The sequence below is a fragment of the Dyadobacter sp. 22481 genome, assembly GCF_052044875.1.
GTDB classification, from domain to species: Bacteria; Bacteroidota; Bacteroidia; order Cytophagales; family Spirosomataceae; genus Dyadobacter; species Dyadobacter endophyticus.
In genome coordinates this window covers 92,993-117,869 of record NZ_JBQENV010000001.1, presented here as the reverse complement: position 1 = coordinate 117,869, position 24,877 = coordinate 92,993, and the positions used below count along the sequence as shown (strand labels likewise).

Sequence of the window (24,877 nt, the reverse complement as noted above, 5' to 3'; positions counted from 1 at the left end):
GGCTAAATAGTAGGTTTTTCTTGTCAGAAAGGCCCCATAATGACATTTCCCGCACTACTTCACGGATCTTAGCGGGAAAGTTTGGGCAAATCTTACGAGCACCTGTCGGAGCCCTGCCAGGCCACATTCAGTTTGGCTGTATACGTCGAGAGGTCGTAAGTTTGCGTGATTTCACAAAATCATCGTCTGTTTCCCTAGTGCATACCCGTTGATGAATAGCTACAAAAATTTACTGCTTACACTCATTGCCGTTTTTTCCTGCTTCGCCCCCGCGGCAGGACAGTCATTTAAGAATTTTTCGGAGGCGGAAGAATCGCCCATAAACGGAGTCCTTGCCATTACGCAGGATAAAGACGGGTTTATGTGGTTCGGTACGCTGAACGGGCTGATCCGTTACGACACCCGGACGCTGACGCCCTACCGGATGGATCCGGCCAGAAAGCCGCTCTTTTCGGACATCCGTGACATCATTTCCGACTCCCGGGGGCGCATTTGGGTGGGTACGGCTTCGGAGCTGACGCTCTATGACCCGAATACGGCTGATATTACCCATTTTAAATATGACTCCACCCGGGTTAACTCATTGTCCAACGAGTGGGTCAACTGCCTGATCGAAGACAGCAAAAAACAGATCTGGGCAGGGACGCAGCATGGGCTCACCCGGATCGTCACGGGCAACGGGTCGTTCAATGTTTCCCGCCATTTGCAAAACGAATTCAAAGGCCGGGCCCTGAATATCAAATGCATGGCGGAAGGTATAGACGGAACGCTCTGGCTGGGCACCGCCGACGGGCTGATCAGAATGCCGGCAAATGGCGGGAAACCGAAGCTGTACCAAATGCCGAAGACCATATCCCAAACGCAGCTGAACGAGTTTCTGACGGTCTTTACGAACGATAACGGGGCTATTTGGCTGGGAAACAGTCTCGGAGGACTGATCCGGTTCGACCCGGCGGCCGAAGCTTTCAGTACCATCACTGGTTTGAAAAACACCACGGGCGGCTTGCCGGTCGTAAGGGAAATCATCTCCGACAGACGGGGTAAGCTGCTGCTCGCCACGGATTCAGGGCTGGCGCACTTCGATCCATTAACCGGAGAGGCGGATTGGTATACCAACCAGCCCGGCAATCCGCAAAGCTTGCCCGAAAACGCGCTGCTTTCGGCATACCTTGATAACCAGGGCGGACTCTGGCTGGGATCTTACTATTCCGGGATTCACTATTTCCATTTCAATTCGCCGCGTTTCAGACGGTGGCCGTTCGAACCTAACGATCCGCGTGCCGGCTCGTTTGTGAATGCGTGGATCGGAAAAAGTAAAACGAATCGCATGTGGAGTATTTCGGACAAAGCGGACAAGCTCCTGCTTTTCGATGCCGACGGCAAAAATTCGATGACATTTCCACTAAAACTGGCTGCTGAGGGCGACTATTATACGTTTTATATCGATCAAAACGAGGTGCTTTGGGCCGGCGGCAACACGCTCCTCACCAGTTACGACTTCCGAAGGGGAATTTACAGGCATTACCCATTCGCTAAACCAGGGCAGATCGAACCTGCTAATGGACGCACCTACGCAATCACCGAAGACAGCTTCGGGCATTTCTGGGTCGGTGGGCGGTACGGCTTGCTTTTGTTTGACAAAACGACCGGTACTTTCACAAAAGAACCTGTGGTCACCTACACCACAACTATTTTCGAAGACTCCCGGCGGAATATCTGGATCGGCGGAAAAGCCGGGTTGTACCGCATAAAAGCGGAAGCAGCCAGGTCGCCCAGGCCCGCGATTGAAAAAATTCGTTCGCAGGAAGAGTTCGTCATTTCCTGGCGGATCAATGAAGACCGGGCGGGAACCATATGGGCCGCTTGCCACACGCAGCTTTTAAAATATAATCCCGAAAAAAATCAATTTGAGCTGAACACGGACATCCCGAGGGAAGCCGCGCTGGATGTAGTACCCGACAGCAAAGGCTATATCTGGATCAATGCATCATCGAAATTGTACCGGTACCATCCAAAGGAAAGGACCCTGCAATCGTACAGCGCACACGATGGTTTGCCTTTGAAAGGGACCTTAATGCAGGGCGCGGGGACGGTCGACAGGAATGGCCATCTCTATTTCGTGACCGACAAGGGCATGTTTAGCTTCGACCCGGCCACCATCTCCATTCCTAACCGCACCGCTCCGATTGTCTTGAGCGCATTGAAATTGTATAACAAAACAGTACGAGTAAGCGACAGTACCGGCATTCTCCCCCTGCCGGTCGGCAAGGTAAAGGAGATCACGTTCCGGCATGATCAGAGCATTTTTACCCTCGACTTTGCGCTGCTCGATTATGTGAGATCGGATGTCAACCGGTATGCCTACAAAATAGACGGCATTGACCGGGATTGGAATTACGTGCAAACCCCATCGGCCACCTACACGAACCTGCCTGCCGGAAGCTATATTTTCCAGGTAAAAGCTGCTAATGGCGACGGCGTGTGGACAGAAGAGCCGCTGCAAGTCAGGATCAACATCCTGCCGCCCTGGTGGCGAACGTGGTACGCCTACGCTTTCTACCTGTTGCTGACCGCCGGTATCGTGTATATTATTACGCGCTTCTTCTGGATAAGGAGCTCTTTCAGAAGAGAAAATGCACTGAACCAGGTAAAACTCGATTTCTTCACCAACGTATCCCACGAAATCCGGACGCACCTTTCGTTGATCAGCGGGCCATTGGAAAAAGCCTACCACCAGGCGGTAGAGGGCAAGAACAACGAAAATTACCTCGGCTATGCCCGAACCAGTTCCGACAGACTGATGCTGCTGGTGAACGAGCTGCTCGATTTCCGTAAGATCCAAAGCGGCGGTTCGCGCCTGCAGGTGCGCGAACACGACGTGGTCAGGATTATCAAAAGTGTGATTGCCGCATTTGAGCACATGGCGAAGGACAAAAGCATAGAAACCATGCTCATCGCTCCGGAAACGCCGGTACCCTTATGGTTCGATATCGACCAGATGCAAAAGGTATTCTACAACCTGCTGAGCAATGCCTATAAGTTCACGCCCGAAGGCGGCAAGGTAACCGTGCGCATTGCAGAAACCTCCAACGAAGTAAAAATCACCGTGGAAGACAACGGCAAGGGCATGTCCCGGGAGCATTTGCAGAAGCTTTTTACCTATTACTACCAGGCGGATTCGGAGAAGCCCGGTTACGGCATCGGACTGGCCTTGTCCAAGGCTATTGTAGAGCAGCACCGCGGCTACCTTACCGCCGAAAGCCGTCTGCACAATGGTCAAGCACACGGCGAAGCGTCACCCGGAGGCACTACTTTGGCGATCAGGCTGCTGCGGGAAAAGCGGCATTTCGGGCCCGACGAGCTGGCGCTGAACGGAAATGGCTATATGGGCGATATGCTGGCTGAAACGGCGGCGATGCCGGCCAGTAACCAACTAGCTGATGCCAAACAGTCCAACACCATCCTCATCATCGAAGACAACGACCAGCTGCGGGTATTCATCCGGGACCTGTTTGAAGGCGAGTTCAATATCATTGAAGCGGAGAATGGCTTGCACGGCCTGGAACTGGCCAACGAGCATTTGCCTGACATTATCCTGTCGGATGTCATGATGCCCGAAATGAATGGACTGGAAGTCTGCAACAGACTGAAAACCAACATCGCCACCGCACACATTCCAGTGGTACTGCTCACCGCCCGAACCCAGAACGAACAAGTCATCGAAGGGCTCGAATCGGGTGCGGACGACTATCTGGCTAAACCCTTCGATCCGCGGATTCTTGAATTGAAAATCCGCAACCTCATCCGCGTACGAGATCAGTTGCGGGCGCGTTACCGGCAATCAGTGTTGACAGACGAGGACGGGAACACTATTGCCCAGGATGTGAACGAGGCATTTATTGCCAGGATCAGAACCATGGTAGCCGAAAACCTGGCCGACCCCGACTTCGGCGTAAACGAACTTGCGGCGCAGGCGGGGGTGAGCGTATCGGTGCTATACCGCAAGCTGAGGGCGCTCACAGGTATGACCGTAAACGAGTTTGTAAAAGCGATCCGGCTTAATGAAGCCAAAAAACTACTAATATCGGGGGTTTATAATGTAGCAGAGGTAGCCACGATGATCGGATTCGACGACAGCAAGTATTTCAGCAAAGAGTTCAGAAAGGTGTTCGGGAAAACCCCGAACGAGTTTAAAAAGAACACAATCAGCTAATTATACAAAATCAGGCCTCCCGCAAATCCGGGAGGCTGATTTACTTACTCAACGTCGGCCGGAATCCGGCTAAGATTTAGTGTGTATACCAGTGTAGTCATTACGTTTACTTCATTTAGCACGTCGTTTCACTTCCGTGGGAGTTTCTCCGAAAAATTTCCGGAATTCTTTGCTGAAATATTTGCTATCCTCATATCCGATTGCGGCGGCTACCTCCGCCACATTATAAATTCCTGTCTCCAATAGTTTCATGGCTCCCTTCATTCGAATTGTTTTAACAAATTCGTTTACAGTGGCACCTGTACGTAACCGGAGCTTACGATAAAGGACCGAAACGCTAATGCCTATTTGAAATGCCATTTCATGGACACCAAAATCCGGATCCGCTATATTTTCGAGGATGAGCTGTTCCAGTTTTTCAAGAAACTGGTCGTTTAATCCATTCGATTCGGATTGGGCCGACATTTCCTGTACGACTTTACCACGCATTGCATCGCGTGACCGAATCAGGTTTTCTATTTTCAATCCCAGCACCTGGCTATCGAATGGCAAAGAGATATAATCATCCGCACCAGCTCTAAGTCCGTCTATTTGCTGCGAAACGGGCCCCAATAAAATGACGGATGCGTGGCTTGTCGCGGCATCGGATTTCAATTCCGTACAGATCGACATTCCGCCAACCGACGAAGTGGAAATATCGCAGATAACCAAATCGGGTTTTAATTGACGTGCCAGGGAAAGCCCTTCTTCACCGCCATTGCTTTCTATTACACGGAAGCTATTCCTTGATATATTCCGCCCCAGATTGTACGGATTAATACTATTTTCAATAATTAATATCAGCCTCCCTTCTTCCGAATTCATAACACGATCAAGTGCAAATAATTTGTTATTTTAATAAAAAGGTGCTTGCTAAAATAAATGCCGGAATTACCTATTGCGGAGTTGAGTAAAGATCTGGGCCGACGATCTTGACTTCCCGTCGGATGCCCACAAACATACCTGACAGCTTATTCGCATTCAACGCATTACTGCCCAAAACAGGCCATAAACACAAAAATCCTACCAGATAGGCAAGATTTTCTACCATTCCGCCGGGGTTCGGATACCGGCAGGATAGCACTGTCGGGGCCTGTCACGAGATTTACCGGAAAGCATTTTTCCCTACACTTAATTTTTTATCCGGCAAAAAAATAACCGCACCAAAATGACGATTATCTCCCCCCAGTGTCTGAAAATAAAGTGGCAATTTGAGCCTGATAAAATCGTCGGACATCCATCATTGATTTGATCGCCTCCGCATCATTCATATAAAGAATATTATACGAAAATGAGAATCCACCTCACCGAAGAAGATTATCGGGTAATCATTGTAGATAGCCGCCCCATGTTCCGAGCGGGAATCAAATCGGTTATGCAATCGATGATACCCAGATGCAGGTTTTCTGAATACAATTTGCTAACCGATCTGTCAATAGACAGCACGGTCGAATGCTGCACCTATTTTTTTTTCAGGGTGAGAAATATGTCCGATAAAGTAATTATAAGCGCTATTAAAAAGATAAGGTCGGTGTATCTGAACTGCAAGATCATTCTTTTTGACTATCAGCATCAAATTGGCGACATCATCCATTTCTTCCGGGAAAAAATCGATGCATATTTACCCGATGATTTCGGCGACCACGATCTCAAAGATTGTGTCAAATCGTTGGTCTCAAACCGGATATATGTCAATATGCAAATTGCGATCGACCTGCTGATGACAACTCCACGGGTCTTTCAGCGAAAAAAACGCATTGACGCCGACAGAAATAAAGGTGGCCAATTAAATCAAGTTGACTGGGCCTCGCAAAACCAATGTGCGCAACACCCGCATAGGAAAAGGGCCGATATTTAGCAGCAGCCTCGGATGTAGCGGTCTGGCAATGCAATACACTCCAAGCAGCAATCATAAGTATAACGGTGTCCCAAACAACTCGATGAAGTGAACTAATACGATTTCAAAATTAGAACTGTCCGCTCGTTCATTGTCATACGTATAGAGAAAAACGATAGCCTGATTTGACTAAGCTTGTAGTTAAAATTTTTCGAGTGCCTGAATACATTTGATCAGCCAAAATTGTCTCCCCAAGAACTAAGATCTTCACCCCGAAAAGTTGGTTTTTGATCCCTTAAAGGACAGTCTTCGCACCAAAAACGTATATACTTGCCAAAGTAATCGGGCGGCGACATCACAAAAAAGAGTGTTACAAACCACGCTCAAAGTCCCAACAAATCTCTTTAAATATTTAAAGATGGACCGCTGCGAGCCTGCTCGCAGATGGCACTGTCTTGTTTTCCCATAGTAAAACCTCTATATCAGCATGCAATCAGAATTTACCAGTAGCTTTTCAATGAAAGAAATTTCCAGGTCGGCCGAGCCCGGCGCCCCCCTGATCAATCCTTTATCTCCCACAAAAAAGTTCACTCAAATGCTTATGGGCCTCGCAGTGCTCGCGATGGCGCTGCTTTGCGGGATAGACCGTGCTTCCGCCGAAGGTTCCTCCGCATGGGGCGTGACCGACAACAGGCAAGTTAATCTGTTTATCCCGTCAACAAGCAGTTCGGGCGGTGGCAATACGGGATATGTCACCCGGGGCTTTATGATGCTGGCATCCAACACAGGGTCGGCAAGTAATCCCTATAATCCTGCACACCGTATGTATGTATGGGTTAAAGCAAACGAAACCGTCTTTTATGGTTTCAGGACTTCTTCCGGTACCGCTACGGTCAACTTCAACTGGTACCATGACAATTCTTCCACAGGCTTTTACCCGACTGCCACCACCGCTCCGAACAGAGTACTGGCTCATGCGCAAGGCATTACCCAAGGCTCCGGAGGGGCTACCGGCAGGCCTTCTAGCGCCACAGCCGCTAGCAGTGGGCCCAGCCAGGTAACGGGAAATGGATATACTGCTTATTCATTTAAAAACACCACTGGATCGGATAGAGCCTACTGGGTTGAAATCGAATCGAATAACCTGGAATTTAATTATTGGGATGTTACCGTAGCCTCGGGATCGCCCGGCAGCTACACGCGGCAAAACGGCCGTTTGTATTGCAAATATTGGAGTGTGGTAAATGACCTGCCAACTACCGCAGGCTCTTCCAGCTCCACTTCTTCGCCTGCAAACTTTGGCTTTTACATTCCGATCGACAATACCCTTACACCTGCCCAGGATTTTTATGTGAAATACGCCAACTTTGGGGGCAGCAGCTCTGGTTATGCCATATTTTTTGCAAACCTGGATGGTCCCAAAAGCAATCTGACATTCGAACAAAACCGTCGTTCAATGAATGGCTCTTCGTCGAATGCGCATTTCCCATTGTTCGTAAGCAATCCAGACGCGAGTGTCTGGCCTTCGCCTCCGTTACCAATAGCAACATTTGAAGCCGTCTTTTCCAGAAGACCGGGTTCTAGTCCCGCCGCCGGCCAAGCGTCTTTCAAGGTCGAAATCGACAACCCGTCCATTGTAGATATTTTGATTGATCTGAATGGCAACGGGTATTACGACGGAAGCGACGTGATCATTTCAAACGAGTATGACGCCGCAGGTATCTACCAAATATACTGGAACGGAAAGGACCGCACCGGCACAGATGTACCCTCAGGAACGGCAATCCACTTCGTGTCCTCGCTCATGTTTTACCCGGTACACTTTCCGATCTATGATATGGAGCAAAGCCTGGGCATCTCTATCAAGCACGTCAGACCGCTCAGATCAGGTACCGAGCCTGTTAACGACAAGCTTTACTGGGATGACAGTGACATCGCAAGAGCCAATATCTCCGGCACCAGCACATTGAGCCCCAGGAGCGTTCCGGTTAATGTGACAGGCGTTTTAGGACCTGATCACAAATGGTGGGCCAACGGCGACAATGGTTTTAGTCAAAATAACACGATCAATACCTGGACAGGCGCTTACAACGACGAAATTGTTCGTGAGCTGCTTTTCAACTATACTTCCGACGTAGACCTGGCAGTAACCAAAACAGTGTCTGCGGCTACGCCCAGTGTCGGGCAAACTATAACCTTTACGATCGAGGCGACCAACATTCCGCTGCCTGAGAATGCGGGAAACCCGATGACCGCTACCGGCGTGATAGTAACAGACGAAATTCCGGATGGTTACACCGTTGAGAATGTGAGCGTTTCCAAAGGTTCCTGGAACCCGGCAACCGATACGTGGACGATCGGTACATTAGCCGAAAACGAAGTCGTTACGATGACTGTGACGGCCAAAGTCAATACAACAGGACCTTACCTGAACACGGCCATAGTACAGAGCAACGAAAACGACGACAACCAGGCCAACAATAAAGATAACGCGGAGGTAGTAACCCCACCTATCGCCGACGACGATCAAAGCCTGCGCAATGCACCAGCAACCGATGTTACCCTGAACATAATTAGTAATGACAAGCTTCATGGCGGAAGTGTGCCAACAGCCGCAGCCGTTGCCGTGGACCTGGATCCTTCGTTGGACGGCGTTCAAAATACACTTAGCGTACCAGGCCAGGGCATGTGGACCTACGCTCCCGCAACAGGTGAAGTTACTTTTGCACCCGAGATAGGTTTTAATGGAAATCCAACACCGATTGTTTATACACTGACGGAAATTGCGACCGGCCTCTCCGATCAGGCTGCCATTACTGTCACTTACCTAAATCTGCCAAATTCCAATAGCGTGAACGCTCCTATCGCCCGGCCGACAGTCGATCAGATGATCTCTTTGAATGGAACCGGCGCAAATCCTCCCCTCATGTCAGGTAACGACTCGGAAGATGGATTTTATTCGGGTAACACAGGTACCAATGCCAACCCGAAAGGTGTCATCATTACCTCGCTTCCTGACAATGGAGAATTGTATTATGACGGCTCTTTGGTAAGCACCAATGAAATTGTTACCGCAAGATTGTTTCCCAATCCCGCACTGTTCAGTCTAAAAATGACGGGCTCAGGTTATTCGAAAACCTCATTTGAATATGCCTATGTCGACGCAGACGGGCTTATCGACCCTAGCCCTGCCACCTACACCCTCACCTGGGAAGGCGCATTGCCAGTAACGCTGGTCAGCTTTGAGGCGGTTAAGGAAGCAGGCCTCGTACGTTTGTCGTGGAAAACGAGCGAAGAAATCAATGCATCCCACTTTGACGTGGAGCGTAGTAGCGACGCCAAGAACTGGAACAAAATCAAACAGACTGCTGCTGCCGGAGAGAGCCACGGATTAATAAGCTACTCATTGATCGATGAAGCACCGCTTTCCGGGACCAATTACTACCGACTAAAAACTGTTGACCTGGACGGTAGCTTTGCCTACTCACGCACGGTGAGCGTCACAACGGCCGGTCTGGTGATAAGCATATATCCGAATCCTACTTCGCACCTACTGTATATCAAAGGTCTTGATGCGAGTGCGATTCGCCTGGTTTCGCTGGTTAATACCGGCGGCGTAACCGTTTTAAAATACAACTCTGTGCCAGAAAATGGTATCGATCTCGGCCAATTTCCCAACGGAATGTACCTGGTTAAAATCGTTACCAAAGATGGTGAGCAAACTATGAGAAAGATTGTGGTGAGCAAGTAGCCTCAGCGCCCATTGCCACATTCTGGTGAGCACTTCGAAAACTTGCCTAAAAAAGGCGGTTTGCTCTCGATTTGCTCACCGGAATATTGAAAAAAATTGCACGTTTTGATTGTATACGCACAAAAATAAAACCCTGCAAATCAGTTATTTGCAGGGTTTTTCTGAATGTTGTTGTATTATATTATCGATCGTTTTGGAGCACGTACACCCTAAATCAAACTCCCTCAGACATATTTTAGCCGAATTTCGTTAGCTGGTCGAGTATCTCGTAGTGAATTCCGAGCACAATCACTTACACTCCGTAGTCAAAATAAACAGGATTCAACGCTTACAATAGCCTTAGCTGCAAAGCACTCCGCCGTGCCAAATTTACAATGCTCCTCCTAAGGTATTTTTACCGAAACATAATGCTGTTATTAGGCTGTCCGTGCAGGCCCTGGGGTCAAGTCGGCTAATTCACATGCCGCAACTGAACCCGCTCCATCAGCATGTCGCGGTAGGTCCGGCTAACTGGAATTTCTTTTTTGCCGATCCAAATCGAATTGCCCTGAATAGCTTCAATTTTGGAAAATTGAACGATGTAGGATCGGTGCACCCGTATGAAACGCGTAGCGGGCAATAGTTCTTCCAACTTGCCAAGCTGCAAAAGCGGCATCAGGCGGTCGGCCCCGCGGTGGATCAGTACATACTCGCCGTAAGCCTCTACATAGTCGATATCGCCAAGTGTAACGTTGTATATTTTAGAGTCCGCTTTGATGAATATTTGGTCCTGCTCATCATCGGCGGTGGCCGGTTGCTGTATGAGATTACGCCTGCTCAATTGGTCCGTTGCCTTGCCAACCGCCTGAAAGAACCTTTCGAAAGCAATGGGTTTAACCAGATAGTCGACTGCATTAAGCTCATAGCTTTTGACGGCATATTCAGTGTAGGCAGTCGTAAAAATCACCAACTGGTCTTTCCCAAGCGTCTGCATAAAGCTGATCCCATTGATGTCAGGCATTTGAATGTCCAGGAAGAGCAGGTCGAGGTGGCGGCTTTGCAGCACGGCCGCAGCTTCGATCGCGTTGGCACACGTGGCTACCAGATCGAGCGAAGGGATTTTGGAAACATAATCCGTGAGCAGTTTACGCGCCAGGGACTCGTCATCGACAATCATGCAGGTCATTTTCATAGGTTTACAGTCAGTCGGATTTCAAAGGTATCGGCATGATCGGCGATATCCAATGCATGTCGCCCGGGATATGCGAGTTCCAGTCGCTTTTGAACATTGGCCAGACCGATCCCGCCGGGCTCACTCTCCGCCGTCAATACAGCCCTTTTGGTGTTAATACATCGAAAGGACATTGTATTCCGGCCATCCACATGCAGCTTAATGCCTATGCGACCTTGCGGGTTCATATCCAGGTCCGAATGTTTGAAGCTGTTCTCTAAAAAGGTCAATAGCAATAACGGCGCGATCTGATGGTCACCGCTTACACCCGCCGCTTCGAATGTGACCTGGCGCTGGTAAACTTCGGATTTCAATTTTTGCATTTCCACGACGTTGCGCAAAAAAGCGACCTCATCCTGCAATGACACCCATTGCGGGTGACATTGGTATAGCATGTACCTGAGCAAATCCGAAAGCTTCATGATCATCGGCGCGGCGCTGTCGTCTTTCAGGTAAGCCAGGGTATAAATGTTGTTGAGTGTATTGAACAAAAAATGCGGATTGATCTGGTTTTTCAAAAATTGCAATTCACTTTCCAGTTGCTGTCTGGAAAGTTCGGTTTGCATTTGCAGGGTTTCGAAGCGGTCCGCCGCAAATTTCCGCGCGGTACTGATGATCAGCACAACCATAAACAACAGGTAGGCCCGCATAAACTGAAATGCCCTGGGATATTGAATATTGCGTTTCAGGATTATCTTCATGTCCGCGGGCACGAGCGATGTCTGAATTTTGGCGAACAGCACCAGCAACGCAAAGCATAGGACACCGTAAACGATATATCGCTTTTTTTCCAGAAAGGTCGGGATCAGCAGCAGCATATTGGTATATACGGTCCCTGCCTGCAAACCTACATTGACAGTCGCCGCCCAAACGGCATCAGTGTCCCGACGGGCATTGGAAAACATCAGCACCCAGATCAGCCAGTAGCCCAGCCAGGCAAATATGGTCATCGCTGGGATCTTCTTGAACGCAGTCGTTTTCATTGTGAGACGGATTGGAGCTGCAATGGTAAGCCATATCGTCGAGAACCAAAACAATCTCCGTCGAATGGCGCAGTTTATCCTGTGAGCCTGCTGATTTTCCGGTTCAGATACATTTCTGCCGAAAATAATCCGTTCAAGGGAAAACACCCGGATTCCACGCCGGATTTACCCGCGATCATTGAGTTAAATTTTTGATCCCACATTCCTGTATTTGTTTTGGCCGAGAAACAAAACGATACGTCCAATGAAGAACCTGACCACAACTATCTGTGCCATTGTATGGATACTCCTGCTGGCCGGCTCCGCACATGCACAGCAAGCCCAGCTGGCCAATATGCCTGCTGATGAGCGGGCACAATGGCAAACGCAGCGAATGAAAGAAACGCTCCAACTCGATTCTGCGCAGGTAGCAAAAGTATCCTCCATCAATTTAAGTTATGCCCGGCAAACGGACCCGGTTATCGCTGGTAGCGGCAGCAGGCTCACCAAACTCAAAGCGTTCAGGCAGATTAATGCGGCAAAGGAAAAGGAGCTGCAAGGTGTGCTCAGCCCGCAGCAATTCAGGCAGTTCAAAAAGCAACAGCAGGAAATGAAAGAGCAATTTAGAAAACGTAAATCATAAGCAGAGATGATCAAACTCCTGAAAGTACTGACCGCGTGCACACTCGTATTTTGCTCCTGTCGCACCGGCCAGGTTGAGCCGAAAGCGTCTGACGATTACGATTTTTCCGAGGTCGACAAATTCATTGAAGGGCATGCGGATGATTATAATAATCAGGTAATCGTGCTGGTGTCCCAAAACGGCCAACTGATTTACAGAAAAAGCATCGGGCTGGATGAGCATACCGCAAAGCCAATTGCCTCGGCGACGAAATGGCTTTCGGCCGCAGTCATGATGAGCCTGGTCGGCCAGGGTAAGCTATCGCTTTCGGACACGATCGGCAAGTACCTGCCGATTTTCACCGCACACCGGAAAGGCAGTATTACCATCAGGCAATTATTTGCCCATACGGCCGGATTCGGAGGCGACTCCCCACAGAAATACGAGTACAAAAGGCTGATGACCCTTGCCCAGGCAGTCGATTCCATCGCGGTTTATACGCCATTGATCGCCCACCCCGGTGCAGAATTCGATTACGGCAGCGCGGGTATGCAGATCGGCGGCAGAATCGCCGAAATCGTATCGGGTAAAAAATGGCAGGACCTGTTCGATGACCGCATTGCCGGGCCCTGCGGGATGACAGCCGACTACCGCTCCGTTCGCAACCCGATCATCGCAGGCGGCGTACGCACGACCGCCGCCGATTATCTTCGGTTCCTAGAAATGCTGGTCAACCGGGGCACTTATAACGGGCACCGGGTACTAAGCGAAGAAGCGATCGATGCGATGCTGACCGACCAGACTGTAAATGCAAAGATTACGGGCACGCCCTACGCACACAATCCGTTCTCATCGACGCCCGAAAGGCCGGTCCGTTACGGTGTCGGCAACTGGCTGGACGTTTTCGATAGCGACGGAAAAGTAGTGGAAAGCAGCAGCCCTGGCTTATTTGGTACACACCCATGGCAGGATTCCAAACACAAAATTGCAGGCATTATTTTTACGCAGACCACCCCGAGGCAGAGCAGCATGGCCAGCCTTGAAATCCGGCAGATGATCAGGAAAATTCTGGATTAAAGCGCGTAAGACGTGGGAGACTGCCAAGGGCACTTTTGAGATTTAAGCATATCTTAAGAGTCTTCAACATAATTATTTCACAGCTTCTTACTTATTTCGTATGCCCTGATTGTAGTACTATCACCAATCGTATGCGAATCCTGATCATCGAAGACGAATCCGGCATCTTAAACTTCCTCCGACAGGGGCTTGAAGAGGAGTCTTATTCGGTTGATACGGCTACCAACGGCCTGGACGGCCTTGAAATGGCACTTGCCGAAGGATACGATGTGATGCTGCTCGATTGGATGCTGCCGGGTAAAAGCGGAGTCGAAGTGTGCCGGGAAATCAGAAGAGCTGGTATCAAAACACCCATCATCTTTCTGACAGCCCGCGATACGGTGCAGGACACGGTCTTCGGCTTGCAGGCCGGCGCCAATGATTATATCAAAAAGCCATTCAGCTTTGAAGAACTTTTAGAGCGGATCAAGGTGCAATTGCGGCCGCATTCAGGTGAACAGATCGAATTTAGGCTGGGCCCTATTGTAGTAGATACCCAATCGCACCAGGTTTTCAGGGATTCGCAGGAAATTAAGCTGACGCAGAAAGAGTTTGGCCTGCTGGAATTTCTGCTTCGCAACAAAGGAAAGGTATGCCGCCGTACACGCATCATCGAAAGCGTTTGGGATATTCACTTCGAATATAATACCGGTGTGATCGACGTTTATATCAATTCGCTGCGCAAAAAGCTGGGGCTCACCAAAGAGGAAGACTACATCCAGACAATCCGGGGCGTGGGTTACATTGCAAAGGAAATATGAACAACACTGGCATGAGATCCTCCTACCGAAACCGGATCGCGCTTAACTTTACCCTCGGCACGGGGCTACTGATCGCCCTTATTTTTCTACTAATCTATTACATCGTCAGCGCCACAGTTTTCAACCGTCTGGAAAAAGACCTGGGCTATGAGTTGGAAAAGCATTTCTATGAGGTAGGCGTCCAGCGCGGACAGCCCTACTTTGCCGACAAGGCCGAATGGCTCGAACGCGAGCATAGCGAACTGGAAATCAACCCGGTGTTTGTCGCACTTACCAATCTTTCGGGGAAGGTAATCGACAAATCTCCCAATCTGAAAAATGACTCGCTAAAACTCCATTTCTCGCCGGCAGACCATGCTGTTTTCAAAACTACCCTGCATGGACTGGCCATCGAACAGGTCCAGCAGGTGATCAGGGAAAATGGCCGGCCGGTGGGCTACATCGTTGTCGCTATGCCCATCGATGAGTCGGAGAGAGTTCTTCTTAATTTAAAAGTGGTGCTTTTGATCGCGTTTTCGGCGGTGCTAGCCATCCTCTTTATTTTCACGCGCTACCTGGCCGGCAGGAGCATTCAACCGGTACTGACGGTGATCGAAACGGCCAGCAAGATGTCGAATAGCAACATGGGTAGCCGCATTCCGGTGCCATTTGTCCAGGACGAATTGTATTTGCTGGTCACGACCCTGAACGAGCTGATGACACGCGTCGAGCATGCCATCGAGCGGGAAAAACGATTTACTTCCGACGCCTCACATGAGCTCAGGACTCCGTTGGCTGTGATTAAAGGCACCCTGGAAGTGCTGATCCGGAAGCCGCGGTCAGCCGATGAATACGTGGAAAAAATCTCGTTCTGCATCGGGGAAATGGACCGCATTAATCACCTGGTCGATCAACTGCTACTACTGGCGCGGTTTGAAAGCCAGCAAAAGGCCATGACCATGGGAATCGTTGACCTTTCCGAGCTCACCGCCAACATTCTGGTGCGGCACCAGCAGCAAATCGTAGAAAAGAATCTATCTGTCGATCTGGATACAGTTGGAATTGATACCGTATATAGTGATCCGTACATGGCCGATATCATGCTGGACAACATTATTTCCAATGCTGTGAAGTATTCATCCGGACCGGCCCGCATTGCTATCAGCATCGCTACTTCTGAGCAGATCACCTATTACGCCGTGGCAGATAAGGGGATCGGAATCGACTCCAACGACATCAGTCGGATCCGCGATGCCTTCTATCGGTCCGCCCCCCTATCCCACCCTGAAGTGAGAGGCAGCGGCCTGGGGCTCTCTATTGTCAGCCGTATGTGCGAAATGCTGGGCGTAGGTTTCACGATTCAAAGCGAACTTGGCAAAGGCACCCAAGTGACGCTCTCTTTCCCAATTTTAAGCCAATCTTAAGAATTTCTTGAGAATCCCTTAAGAAAGGCAGGGATATCTTTGATTAAACAGAAAGTAATCACAGATAACCCAACTGATCATTTATGAACTCCACCGGACACGCTGAGAATCTAAGCCGCCATGCATTTCTGCGTAAGCTTGGTTTTGGCGGAACTGCCCTTGCCGCATTCTATTTTGGCAGCCATATGCAATCCTGCACCAACGACCGCGTCAATCCCGCGCCTACCAATATGACCCTGGATTTGAACGATCCGGCCTACGCAGCCCTGAAATCCAGTGGTGGTTACGTCGTAAAGGACGGCGTCGTCATCGTGCGAAGCAATACAGGCACCTACATAGCAGCTACCCGCACATGCAGCCATGAGGGCCGCAACGAGGTGATCTACCAGACCGACCATTTCTATTGCACAGCCCATGGGGCCAAGTACGATAACGCCGGCAAGGGCCTCAATAGCGAAGGCAGGAAGGGCATAGCCGTCTACACGACAACCCTTGCCGACCAAATCCTGACCATAACCGCCTAAGCGATGCGCAAAACGACATTCACCCTACTGTTCAGCCTGTTGGCTTCTGTCGTATTCGCTCAGACGGATCTGATGAAAGAGCTCGAACAAGCAGACGATTCTACAGTGCATTATGCAGCGGCAAGTTTCAAAGGCACCCGCATTATCAACGGGCATTCGGTAGAAACAGTTGGCAAGAACAACATGGACTTTATTATTTCGCACCGGTTCGGGGCGATCAATTCCGGTGCGGGCAATTTTTTCGGTCTGGACGAATCCCAGATCCGGCTCGCGCTGGAATACGGCCTCACCGACCGTCTGATGGTGGGCCTAGGCCGCAGCAGCTATCAAAAAACGATCGACGTTTTTGTAAAATATCGCCTGCTTCGCCAATCGAGCGGCCTGCGCAACATGCCCGTATCGGTGACGCTTTTCGCAAGCGACGCACATAATGCAAGCACATCCACGCCGGATCTTCCGTTTTACACCATCACCCAACGGCAGACCTATACATTCCAGGCGCTGATTGCCCGGAAATTCAATGAAAAGCTATCCTTGCAGCTTACCCCAACGGTAATGCACCGCAATCTGGCAGAGAAGCCTCTGGATGCCAACAATGTGTACGCGCTGGGAATGGGAGGCCGCTACAAGCTCACCAAGCGGACCTCGTTCAATGTAGAATATTGGTATACACCCAAGACCATTGGCGGCACTACGCAGCGGGACCCGCAATACACCAATACACTCTCACTTGGCTTTGACATCGAGACCGGCGGACACGTTTTCCAGCTTCATCTGACCAACTCCCGCGGCATGATCGAAAAGCAGTTCCTGGGCCAAACTACTGGCAAATGGAGCAATGGGGATATCTTCTATGGTTTCAATGTGGCCAGGACTTTCAGTTTTGATAAAAGTAAAAAACGCGGCAAAAACGATGGATACTAAGCTTTTCAAATGGGCATTGCTGCTAATGGTCAGCCAACTGCTGGCGATCTGCGCGAGCGCGCAGGTGTATATGACCAAAGCCGGACAAACCAGTTTTTTCTCGGAAACACCGCTCGAAAACATATCGGCAGTAAACCAACAAGTGTCGGTCCTGCTTAATAGTGTCAACGGAGAAATCGCAGTCCGGATGCAGCACCGGGCATTTAACTTCCCCAACAAGCTAATGCAGGAGCATTACAATGAAAACTATATGGAGACCGATAAGTACCCGGCCGCCGGTTTTACTGGAAAAATCAACGAACAGGTTGATTTTTCCAGGGACGGCACCTACCCAGTCAGCGCGAGCGGCGTTCTGGACATACATGGCGTCAAGCAAAACCGGACGCTCAACGGTCAGCTTACTGTCAGCGGCGGACGGCTCACGCTCAGCTGCACCTTTGATGTAAAACTAGCAGACCATCATATACAGGTACCTACCCTGGTGATCACCAAGATCGCAGAATCTATTTCGGTCAAAAACAGGTTTGAGCTGACATTGAAAAAGACATCGTAAACTGCCCAATGCTTAACAGGATCATCGCATTCTCGGTCGCCAACAAGCTCAAAGTGGGGCTGCTCGTGCTGGCCCTCATCGGTTACGGAAGCTATGAGCTCACCCGGCTGCCGATTGATGCGGTACCTGACATTACCAACAATCAGGTGCAGGTGATCACCATCGCACCCTCTTTCGGCGCGACCGATATCGAAAGACTCGTTACGTTTCCCATTGAGCAGGCCAACAACAACATTTCGGGACTCAAAGAGATACGTAGTTTCTCGCGCTTTGGCCTTTCCCTGGTCACAATTGTTTTTGAGGATGATGTGGATGTGTACTGGGCACGCCAACAGGTCTCCGAACGGCTCGCGAAAGTACAATCGCAAATTCCTCAGGGCATCGGCACGCCGGAGCTCGGGCCCATCAGCACCGGCCTCGGCGAAATTTATCAGTACGTAGTGCGTGCCAAGGAAGGTTACCGGCACCGCTACGATGAAACCGAACTTCGAACGATTCAGGATTGGATCGTCCGAAGGCAGCTGCTTGGAGTCCAGGGGGTAGCTGAGGTGAGCAGTTTTGGTGGCAAGCTCAAACAATATTCGATAGAGGTAGAGCCTGCCAAACTGCTTTCTATGGGACTGAATATCAATGATGTATTTACCGCATTACAGGAAAACAACGCCAATACCGGGGGAGCTTATATCGAAAAGGGCCCGTCGGTGCTCTACATCCGCAGCGAGGGGTTGGTGGAAAACCTGGAAGATATCGGCAGCATTGTTGTCAGGAACCTGCCCGACGGGCAGCCGGTTTTCATACGCGACGTTGCCGAAATCAAGACAGGCTTTGCAACCCGTTACGGAGCAATGTGCTACAACGATCAGGGCGAAGTCTCGGGAGCCGTGGTAATGATGTTAAAAGGCGCCAACAGCAGCGAGGTGATCCGCGCGGTGAAGCAGCGCGTGGCGCAGATCCAGAAAACACTGCCCGAGGGCGTGGTGATTGAGCCCTTTCTGGACCGTAGCAAAATGGTCAACAATGCGATCGGCACGGTTGAAAAAAACCTGCTGGAAGGTGCCCTGATCGTTGTTTTCGTACTCGTGATCTTTTTGGGCAATGTCAGGGCAGGCCTGCTGGTGGCGTCGGTGATTCCACTAGCCATGCTTTTCGCGGTAATCATGATGAACACCTTCGGCGTCAGCGGCAATCTGATGAGCCTTGGGGCCCTGGATTTTGGCCTCATTGTCGACGGCGCTGTGATCATTGTCGAAGCGGTAATGCATCAGATCGCTCAGAGCACCCATTTTTCAGGCACCGACCGGCTTACGCAAACCCAAATGGACGAGCAGGTCAACGAATCGGCCGATCGCATGATGAATAGCGCTGTTTTCGGGCAGATGATCATTTTAGTTGTCTACCTACCCATATTCACCCTGCAAGGTATAGAAGGGAAAATGTTTAAACCGATGGCACAAACAGTAGCTTTTGCGCTGCTGGGGGCCTTTCTGCTTTCGATCACTTACATTCCCATGATGAGCGCGTTGTTTTTAAGCAAAAAAGTACGCCGCAAACTGACCTGGTCGGATAGGGCAATAAAAAAAGTCTCGGCCGGCTACCTGATCATGCTCGAAAAGCTGCTGCGTATGCCCAGGCTAGTGATGATTTCTGCATTGCTGCTTTTCGCAGCGGCGGTTTTTACGCTCACCACACTGGGAGGTGAATTCATACCCGCGTTGGAAGAAGGAGATTTTGCCGTCGATACGCGTGTGCTCACAGGCAGCAGCCTGGCGACCACAATTGCCAACACCACCAGGGCGGCACATATCCTCAAAACCCGCTTCCCCGAAGTCGAAAAAGTGGTTACCAAGATTGGTAGCGGCGAAGTCCCTACCGACCCGATGCCGATGGAAGCGAGTGATATGATGGTAATCCTGAAAGACAAAAGCCAGTGGAGCTCAGCAAGCACATTCACCGAGCTTTCAGAAAAGATGGGCCGCGCATTGCAGGAAGTCCCCGGCATCACGGCCGGGTTTCAGTACCCGGTGCAAATGCGTTTCAATGAGCTGATGACCGGCGCGCGCCAGGATGTAGTTTGTAAAATATTCGGGGAAGACCTGGATACGCTGGCCTTATACGCGTCCCGCCTGGGCAGGCTCGTCAATCAGGTGGACGGTGCGCGTAACCTGTACATCGAAGCCGTATCGGGTCTGCCGCAGATTGTAATCCGGTACAACCGAAATACCATTGCCCAGTTCGGCCTGACCGTCGGGTCGGTCAACCGCATCGTGAACACGGCACTGGCCGGTCAAAGCGCCGGGATGGTTTTCGAGGGAGAAAAACGCTTTGACCTCGTCGTAAGGCTCAACCCGTCTCAAAAAAGGAATGAGGCCCAGATCCGCGATCTGCTGGTGCCGACCCCAAGTGGAGTTCAGCTCCCGCTTTCCCAACTGGCCGACATCCGCAGAGTCACAGGTCCCAATCAAATCCAGCGGGAGGACGCCAAACGGCGCATTGTGGTGGGCTTCAATGTGGCCGGCCGCGATGTGCAGAGCATTGTAAATGAGCTACAAATCAAAGCGGGCAAAAGCTTGCGCTTACCTGCCGGCTACTACATCACCTACGGCGGGGCTTTCGAGAATCTGAATGCCGCCAAAGCAAGGTTGATGATCGCCGTTCCGGTATCGCTCTTGCTGATCTTTTTGCTGCTTTATTTTGCATTCAATTCGGTGCGCGACGGGCTGCTGATTTACTCAGCCATACCACTATCGGCGATCGGAGGCATTTTCCTGCTTGCCTTGCGCGGAATGCCGTTCAGTATCAGTGCCGGGATCGGCTTTATCGCGTTATTTGGCGTGGCGGTACTGAATGGCATTGTACTCGTAGCCGAATTCAACCGGATTCGTAAAGCGGGTGGGAGCTCTGTTGAGAAGGCCATACTCGAAGGCGCCAGCCATCGGCTCCGCCCGGTTCTGATGACTGCATTTGTCGCTTCCCTGGGCTTTCTGCCAATGGCGGTGAGCAATGGTGCCGGAGCAGAAGTACAACGGCCACTGGCCACGGTTGTGATCGGCGGCCTTCTGGTCGCGACGGCGTTAACATTGTTCGTCTTACCGGTTCTTTATTTTGTATTTGAAAACAAGTTCCTTTTTAAAGCACGCGCAGGCATCCTGCTGGTCTTGGCTTGTGCACTTGCTCCCGGCCAGTCGCAAGCACAAAAACAGATCGACCTTCAAACGGCCATTAACCTGGCTCTTAGAGACAATAATCAATTGAAAAGCCAAAAGTTACAGGCTGAATACCGCAAAGCACTTTTGAAAACTGCCGTCAACCTACCACAAACCAGCATAAGTATGGAGGCCGGGCAGATCAACAGCGCTTATACCGATACGCGGCTTACGCTATCCCAGTCGGTGTGTCTTCCTGTCGTGTACCGGCGTCAGCGATCGCTACTGGAACAGGAATTTGACGCGGGGCTGCTCCAAGCCTCAGTTAGTGCGGTCGATCTACGGCGCAATGTCGCTGATCAATTTTACACGCTGCTTTATCTGAGGCAAAAGGCGCACCTTCTCAGCTCGCTCGACAGCCTCTTCAATGCGGTTGCTACGCGCGCTGCCGAACGGTCGGCACAGGGAGAGGCCAATATACTCGAAAAGACAAGTGCTCAAATGCAACTGAGGCAGCTCAGGCAACAGCTGGGACAGCTGGGTGCCGATCATAAACTGGCGCTTATGACATTCAACCTACTGCTCAACGGGCCAGAATCATATGCTCCGCAAGATGGGGCACTTATCTTTTCTTCGGCCATATATGTAGATACTTCTAAATTATCATCGCATCCCCATATGCAGTTGGCCGACCGGCAACAGAACGTTGCCCGTGCGGCTATTGCTGTGGAGAAAGCCCGGCTTCTACCCGAATTAAGCCTGGCTTACAACAATATGAGCATGCGCGGCACTGGTGCTGACAATAAGCTGTACAATGGTTGGCCACGCTTTCAGGCTGCGCAGATCGGTATAAGCATTCCTGTTTTCGCAGGTGCGCAAAAGGCACGCATCCACGCAGCAAAGATAGCTGGGCAGGCTGCACAAGAACTGTATCAGAGCCAGTACCGACAGTTTGAAGCCCGGTACTTGGCGGCATTAACTGGCTACCGTCAGGCACTCGAGCGCGCCAGCTACTATCAGAATTCCGCCGTGCCCAACGCCGAGCTCATTACCCTGACGGCAACCCGCCAGCTTCGGGAAGGTAATATCAACTACCTGGAATGGAGTCAGCTGATTGCGCAGGCCACCTCGGTCAGAAGCGAATACCTTGATGTGATCGCCATTCTGAACCAAAATGCGATAGAACTAGACTATTTCCTCAGCCAATAGTGATGATGGATATCAAATCTTTGCTTTATGTTGCCCTTGGCGTCTTGCTTAGCTCATGTGCTGCGAAAACGACTGATCAGCAGCCCGCCGCGAAAACATCGGCAAAAGAAAACATCGCCAAACTAACGCCAGACCAAATCCGCAACGCGGGTATTGCAACCGCATTTCCCCAGGCCAGATCGGTTTCGTCCGTATTACGACTTAATGGTAAGATCGATGTGCCGCCGCAAAATACGGTATCAATCAGCGCGCCAATGGGTGGGTATCTGAAGTCAACCAACCTATTGCCTGGAATGTTTATACAAAAAGGTCAAGTGCTGGCGGTACTGGAAGATCAGCAGTACATTCAGTTGCAACAGGATTATCTGTCTGTCAGTGCGCGCATCGAATACCTTGAGACCGAATACGAGCGTCAAAAGAGCCTGAACACCTCTAAATCTGTGAGCGACAAAACCTATCAGCAAGCGGAAGCCGACTTCCGGGCCCAACAGGTGGCAATGGGTGCTTTGGCCGAAAAGCTACGGTTGGTGGGAATCAATCCGCGCCAGCTAAGCGCCGAAAGAATATCGCGCAGCGTCAACATCTATTCGCCCATCTCGGGCTATGTATCCCGCGTCAAGGTCAACATCGGTAAATACCTGGCGCCCACCGAAGTGCTTTTTGATCTGATCAACCCCTCGGAGATCCATCTGGCTCTGAAAGTCTTTGAAAAAGACCTTGACAAGATCCGCAAGGGCCAGAGCGTACTTGCATTTACCAATTCCAGACCCGAGCGGAAAATTCCGTGCGAGGTGATACTGGTTGGCAAAGACCTATCGGCCGAGCGGACAGCCGAGATCCATTGTCACTTTCAGAAATATGAGCCAGGCCTGATGCCCGGCACATTCATGAACGCGGAGCTTGCACTCGAGTCACGCAATGCGACTGTTCTCCCTGACGAGGCCATCGTCAGCTTTGAAGGAAAGGAATTCATATTTACTTCCGGAACAGAAGGGTTTGTCATGACAGCAGTCCAGACGGGCAATAGCGAAAACGGCATGACCGAAATCCTGAGTCCTACCGGTCTGCAAGGGACGCTTTGCGTTACGAAAGGCGCCTATTCGCTGCTGATGTTTCTGAAAAACAAATCCGACCAATAAGATCCATCTATTTCCGGCATTACACCAGCGCCGCGCTCGGTGGAGCGGGGAACAACTAACAATCACATTCCATATTGACGCTGATCATTATTGCCCACATCAGGACCGGCTAATTTCGAGGTAATAGTTTTCACAGGAAAACAGAAAAAACGTGATCAACTTAATATCAAAAAAATCATGAAAACCGATTTTGAGATCCAAAAAGATGTCATTGAACAACTTCGGTGGGAGCCGGCGTTGGCTGCCGCGGAGATCGGAGTGTCCGTTAAAGATGGGATTGTGACTTTGTCGGGGACTATTGATTCTTACCCTAAAAAGCTCGCCGCTGAAAAAGGTGTACGCAAGGTCAGCGCCGTCAAAGCAGTCATTGAAAATCTGGAAGTGCACCTTCCGACCAACAAGCAGAAGAGCGACCAGCAAATCGCGGACCAGGTCCTGCACGCCCTGCGCTGGCACACGGCAGTGGCCGACGAAAAATTGAAGGTCACCGTTGAGCACGGGTTTGTAACCCTGTCCGGCCAGGTCGATTGGGGCTATGAGAGAAATATGGCAAAAACGGCGATCGAAAACATTGAAGGTATCCGGCTTGTTGTGAATGAAATCACCGTCAGGCCTCACCCGGTCTACTCGGACGTCACTGAAAAAATCGGCGCGGCCTTTCAGCGTCATGCTTCAATTGACTCTTCAAAGATCAAAGTCTTTATCACCGGCAATCGTGTAACCCTGGAAGGCCGGGTCAGATCGTGGGCCGAAAGAGATGATGCCGAGGAGGCAGCCTGGTCGGCCAGGGGCGTCAATCAGGTAGTCAACAATCTGATTGTAGAGGAAGAAGAATTCGCATTCTGAACAAAATAAAACTAAAAAAGGCCGGTGTACCGGCCTTTTTTAGTTTTCTAAGCGATCTTTTGTCGCCACTGAGTCGACTGGGTCGACATGCGAGGGGAATGCATCGAGAATTTTTGCTGCGACCGACCGGATAACGACTTCGGGCTTTTTCCCGTCATCGAAAACCACTTCGATGGCCGCAACCGCCCAGCCCCGCCATATCAGCTTTCTGCTGTGTGAATGCCAGACATCGATAACCAATGTCGCCTCCCGGTATCGGAACAAGTTATCGCGCGGCATCATCCAATAATCACCGTACATGTACCCATATGGATCCGGCAACAGTATGGATAGTTCTTCCACGCGGATATCATAGCGTAGTGTCAGGGCGGCGGTGTCACGACCAGGCAGATATCCCTTCGCGATCAGCAGATCATTGACAGCCTGCTTGATTCTCCCATCATTTAATTCATTGAAATACAACGGATTCGTTTCCCAGACGAGGCTATCCGCCTTTGCCCATTGGAAAGTCTTGTATTGATTAACGGGATAGCTCTTGTCAACCTCATGGTAGACTCTAATCTCGGGGCTGCACCCGATGAGCATCACCCCCAATATAGCAAGCGCTGTCCGCATAAGTTCGTGG

At 50.5% G+C, this 24,877-nt stretch carries 16 protein-coding genes; 12 read left to right on the top strand and 4 right to left on the bottom strand.

Features of this window, described 5'->3' with window-relative positions; all coding sequences use genetic code 11:
* Positions 1-211 precede the first annotated feature (211 nt).
* Positions 212-4,213 (top strand): hybrid sensor histidine kinase/response regulator transcription factor, encoded by a 4,002-nt coding sequence (locus ACTJJJ_RS00485; protein WP_440701086.1) that lies wholly within the window; start codon positions 212-214, stop codon positions 4,211-4,213.
* 111 nt (positions 4,214-4,324) lie between these two features.
* Here ACTJJJ_RS00485 and ACTJJJ_RS00480 read toward each other — a convergent pair whose 3' ends face one another.
* Positions 4,325-5,077: a helix-turn-helix domain-containing protein gene (locus ACTJJJ_RS00480; RefSeq protein WP_440701085.1), complete on the bottom strand. Its 753-nt coding sequence runs from the start codon at positions 5,075-5,077 to the stop codon at positions 4,325-4,327.
* Between the two features lie 1,529 nt (positions 5,078-6,606).
* Between ACTJJJ_RS00480 and ACTJJJ_RS00475 the strand changes: the two genes are divergently transcribed.
* Positions 6,607-9,840 carry a T9SS type A sorting domain-containing protein gene (locus tag ACTJJJ_RS00475; RefSeq protein WP_440701084.1) on the top strand — a complete coding sequence of 1,078 codons (3,234 nt, stop codon included), beginning with the start codon at positions 6,607-6,609 and terminating at the stop codon, positions 9,838-9,840.
* A gap of 451 nt (positions 9,841-10,291) precedes the next feature.
* On the opposite strand, the gene ACTJJJ_RS00470 is transcribed toward ACTJJJ_RS00475, so the two are convergent.
* Positions 10,292-11,011 carry a LytR/AlgR family response regulator transcription factor gene (locus ACTJJJ_RS00470; protein ID WP_426295269.1) on the bottom strand — a complete coding sequence of 240 codons (720 nt, stop codon included), beginning with the start codon at positions 11,009-11,011 and terminating at the stop codon, positions 10,292-10,294.
* Positions 11,008-12,033 carry a sensor histidine kinase gene (locus ACTJJJ_RS00465; RefSeq protein ID WP_426295270.1) on the bottom strand — a complete coding sequence of 342 codons (1,026 nt, stop codon included), beginning with the start codon at positions 12,031-12,033 and terminating at the stop codon, positions 11,008-11,010. The genes ACTJJJ_RS00470 and ACTJJJ_RS00465 overlap by 4 nt, the downstream gene beginning before the upstream one ends.
* 244 nt (positions 12,034-12,277) lie before the next feature.
* Here ACTJJJ_RS00465 and ACTJJJ_RS00460 point away from each other — a divergent pair, with 244 nt between their 5' ends.
* From ACTJJJ_RS00460 to ACTJJJ_RS00415, 10 genes are all read left to right on the top strand, one after another.
* Positions 12,278-12,655, top strand: a complete 378-nt coding sequence (locus ACTJJJ_RS00460) for a hypothetical protein (protein WP_426295271.1) — start codon at positions 12,278-12,280, stop codon at positions 12,653-12,655.
* Between the two features lie 6 nt (positions 12,656-12,661).
* Entirely contained in the window at positions 12,662-13,711 is a 1,050-nt protein-coding gene (locus tag ACTJJJ_RS00455; RefSeq protein ID WP_440701083.1) for a serine hydrolase domain-containing protein, read from the top strand.
* A 131-nt stretch (positions 13,712-13,842) separates the two neighbouring features.
* A complete protein-coding gene (locus tag ACTJJJ_RS00450; RefSeq protein WP_426295273.1) occupies positions 13,843-14,511 on the top strand; it encodes a response regulator transcription factor in 669 nt (222 codons plus the stop codon).
* Positions 14,512-14,522: 11 nt separating this feature from the next.
* Positions 14,523-15,914 (top strand): sensor histidine kinase, encoded by a 1,392-nt coding sequence (locus ACTJJJ_RS00445; protein ID WP_440701082.1) that lies wholly within the window; start codon positions 14,523-14,525, stop codon positions 15,912-15,914.
* An 83-nt stretch (positions 15,915-15,997) separates the two neighbouring features.
* Positions 15,998-16,438 (top strand): Rieske 2Fe-2S domain-containing protein, encoded by a 441-nt coding sequence (locus ACTJJJ_RS00440; protein ID WP_426295275.1) that lies wholly within the window; start codon positions 15,998-16,000, stop codon positions 16,436-16,438.
* 3 nt (positions 16,439-16,441) lie between these two features.
* Entirely contained in the window at positions 16,442-17,362 is a 921-nt protein-coding gene (locus ACTJJJ_RS00435) for a DUF5777 family beta-barrel protein (protein WP_188931832.1), read from the top strand.
* On the top strand, positions 17,352-17,915 hold the full coding sequence (locus ACTJJJ_RS00430) for a YceI family protein (RefSeq protein ID WP_229221993.1): 564 nt from the start codon (positions 17,352-17,354) through the stop codon (positions 17,913-17,915). The genes ACTJJJ_RS00435 and ACTJJJ_RS00430 overlap by 11 nt, the downstream gene beginning before the upstream one ends.
* Positions 17,916-17,923: 8 nt before the next feature.
* Entirely contained in the window at positions 17,924-22,267 is a 4,344-nt protein-coding gene (locus ACTJJJ_RS00425; protein ID WP_440701081.1) for a CusA/CzcA family heavy metal efflux RND transporter, read from the top strand.
* Between the two features lie 2 nt (positions 22,268-22,269).
* A complete protein-coding gene (locus ACTJJJ_RS00420) occupies positions 22,270-23,406 on the top strand; it encodes an efflux RND transporter periplasmic adaptor subunit (RefSeq protein ID WP_440701080.1) in 1,137 nt (378 codons plus the stop codon).
* A 177-nt stretch (positions 23,407-23,583) separates the two neighbouring features.
* Entirely contained in the window at positions 23,584-24,252 is a 669-nt protein-coding gene (locus ACTJJJ_RS00415; protein WP_440701079.1) for a BON domain-containing protein, read from the top strand.
* Positions 24,253-24,291: 39 nt separating this feature from the next.
* On the opposite strand, the gene ACTJJJ_RS00410 is transcribed toward ACTJJJ_RS00415, so the two are convergent.
* Positions 24,292-24,867 carry a DUF4136 domain-containing protein gene (locus tag ACTJJJ_RS00410; protein WP_440701078.1) on the bottom strand — a complete coding sequence of 192 codons (576 nt, stop codon included), beginning with the start codon at positions 24,865-24,867 and terminating at the stop codon, positions 24,292-24,294.
* Between the last annotated feature and the right edge of the window lie 10 nt (positions 24,868-24,877).

Excerpts from the sequence above, each read along its gene's own strand:
- ACTJJJ_RS00455 (WP_440701083.1), top strand. The coding sequence starts at position 12,662 with ATGATCAAACTCCTGAAAGTACTGACCGCGTGCACACTCGTATTTTGC.
- ACTJJJ_RS00470 (WP_426295269.1), bottom strand. The coding sequence starts at position 11,011 with ATGAAAATGACCTGCATGATTGTCGATGACGAGTCCCTGGCGCGTAAA.
- ACTJJJ_RS00425 (WP_440701081.1), top strand. The coding sequence starts at position 17,924 with ATGCTTAACAGGATCATCGCATTCTCGGTCGCCAACAAGCTCAAAGTG.
- ACTJJJ_RS00475 (WP_440701084.1), top strand. The coding sequence starts at position 6,607 with ATGAAAGAAATTTCCAGGTCGGCCGAGCCCGGCGCCCCCCTGATCAAT.
- ACTJJJ_RS00435 (WP_188931832.1), top strand. The coding sequence starts at position 16,442 with ATGCGCAAAACGACATTCACCCTACTGTTCAGCCTGTTGGCTTCTGTC.
- ACTJJJ_RS00440 (WP_426295275.1), top strand. The coding sequence starts at position 15,998 with ATGAACTCCACCGGACACGCTGAGAATCTAAGCCGCCATGCATTTCTG.
- ACTJJJ_RS00480 (WP_440701085.1), bottom strand. The coding sequence starts at position 5,077 with ATGAATTCGGAAGAAGGGAGGCTGATATTAATTATTGAAAATAGTATT.
- ACTJJJ_RS00465 (WP_426295270.1), bottom strand. The coding sequence starts at position 12,033 with ATGAAAACGACTGCGTTCAAGAAGATCCCAGCGATGACCATATTTGCC.
- ACTJJJ_RS00450 (WP_426295273.1), top strand. The coding sequence starts at position 13,843 with ATGCGAATCCTGATCATCGAAGACGAATCCGGCATCTTAAACTTCCTC.
- ACTJJJ_RS00430 (WP_229221993.1), top strand. The coding sequence starts at position 17,352 with ATGGATACTAAGCTTTTCAAATGGGCATTGCTGCTAATGGTCAGCCAA.
- ACTJJJ_RS00410 (WP_440701078.1), bottom strand. The coding sequence starts at position 24,867 with ATGCGGACAGCGCTTGCTATATTGGGGGTGATGCTCATCGGGTGCAGC.
- ACTJJJ_RS00485 (WP_440701086.1), top strand. The coding sequence starts at position 212 with ATGAATAGCTACAAAAATTTACTGCTTACACTCATTGCCGTTTTTTCC.
- ACTJJJ_RS00415 (WP_440701079.1), top strand. The coding sequence starts at position 23,584 with ATGAAAACCGATTTTGAGATCCAAAAAGATGTCATTGAACAACTTCGG.
- ACTJJJ_RS00420 (WP_440701080.1), top strand. The coding sequence starts at position 22,270 with ATGATGGATATCAAATCTTTGCTTTATGTTGCCCTTGGCGTCTTGCTT.
- ACTJJJ_RS00460 (WP_426295271.1), top strand. The coding sequence starts at position 12,278 with ATGAAGAACCTGACCACAACTATCTGTGCCATTGTATGGATACTCCTG.
- ACTJJJ_RS00445 (WP_440701082.1), top strand. The coding sequence starts at position 14,523 with ATGAGATCCTCCTACCGAAACCGGATCGCGCTTAACTTTACCCTCGGC.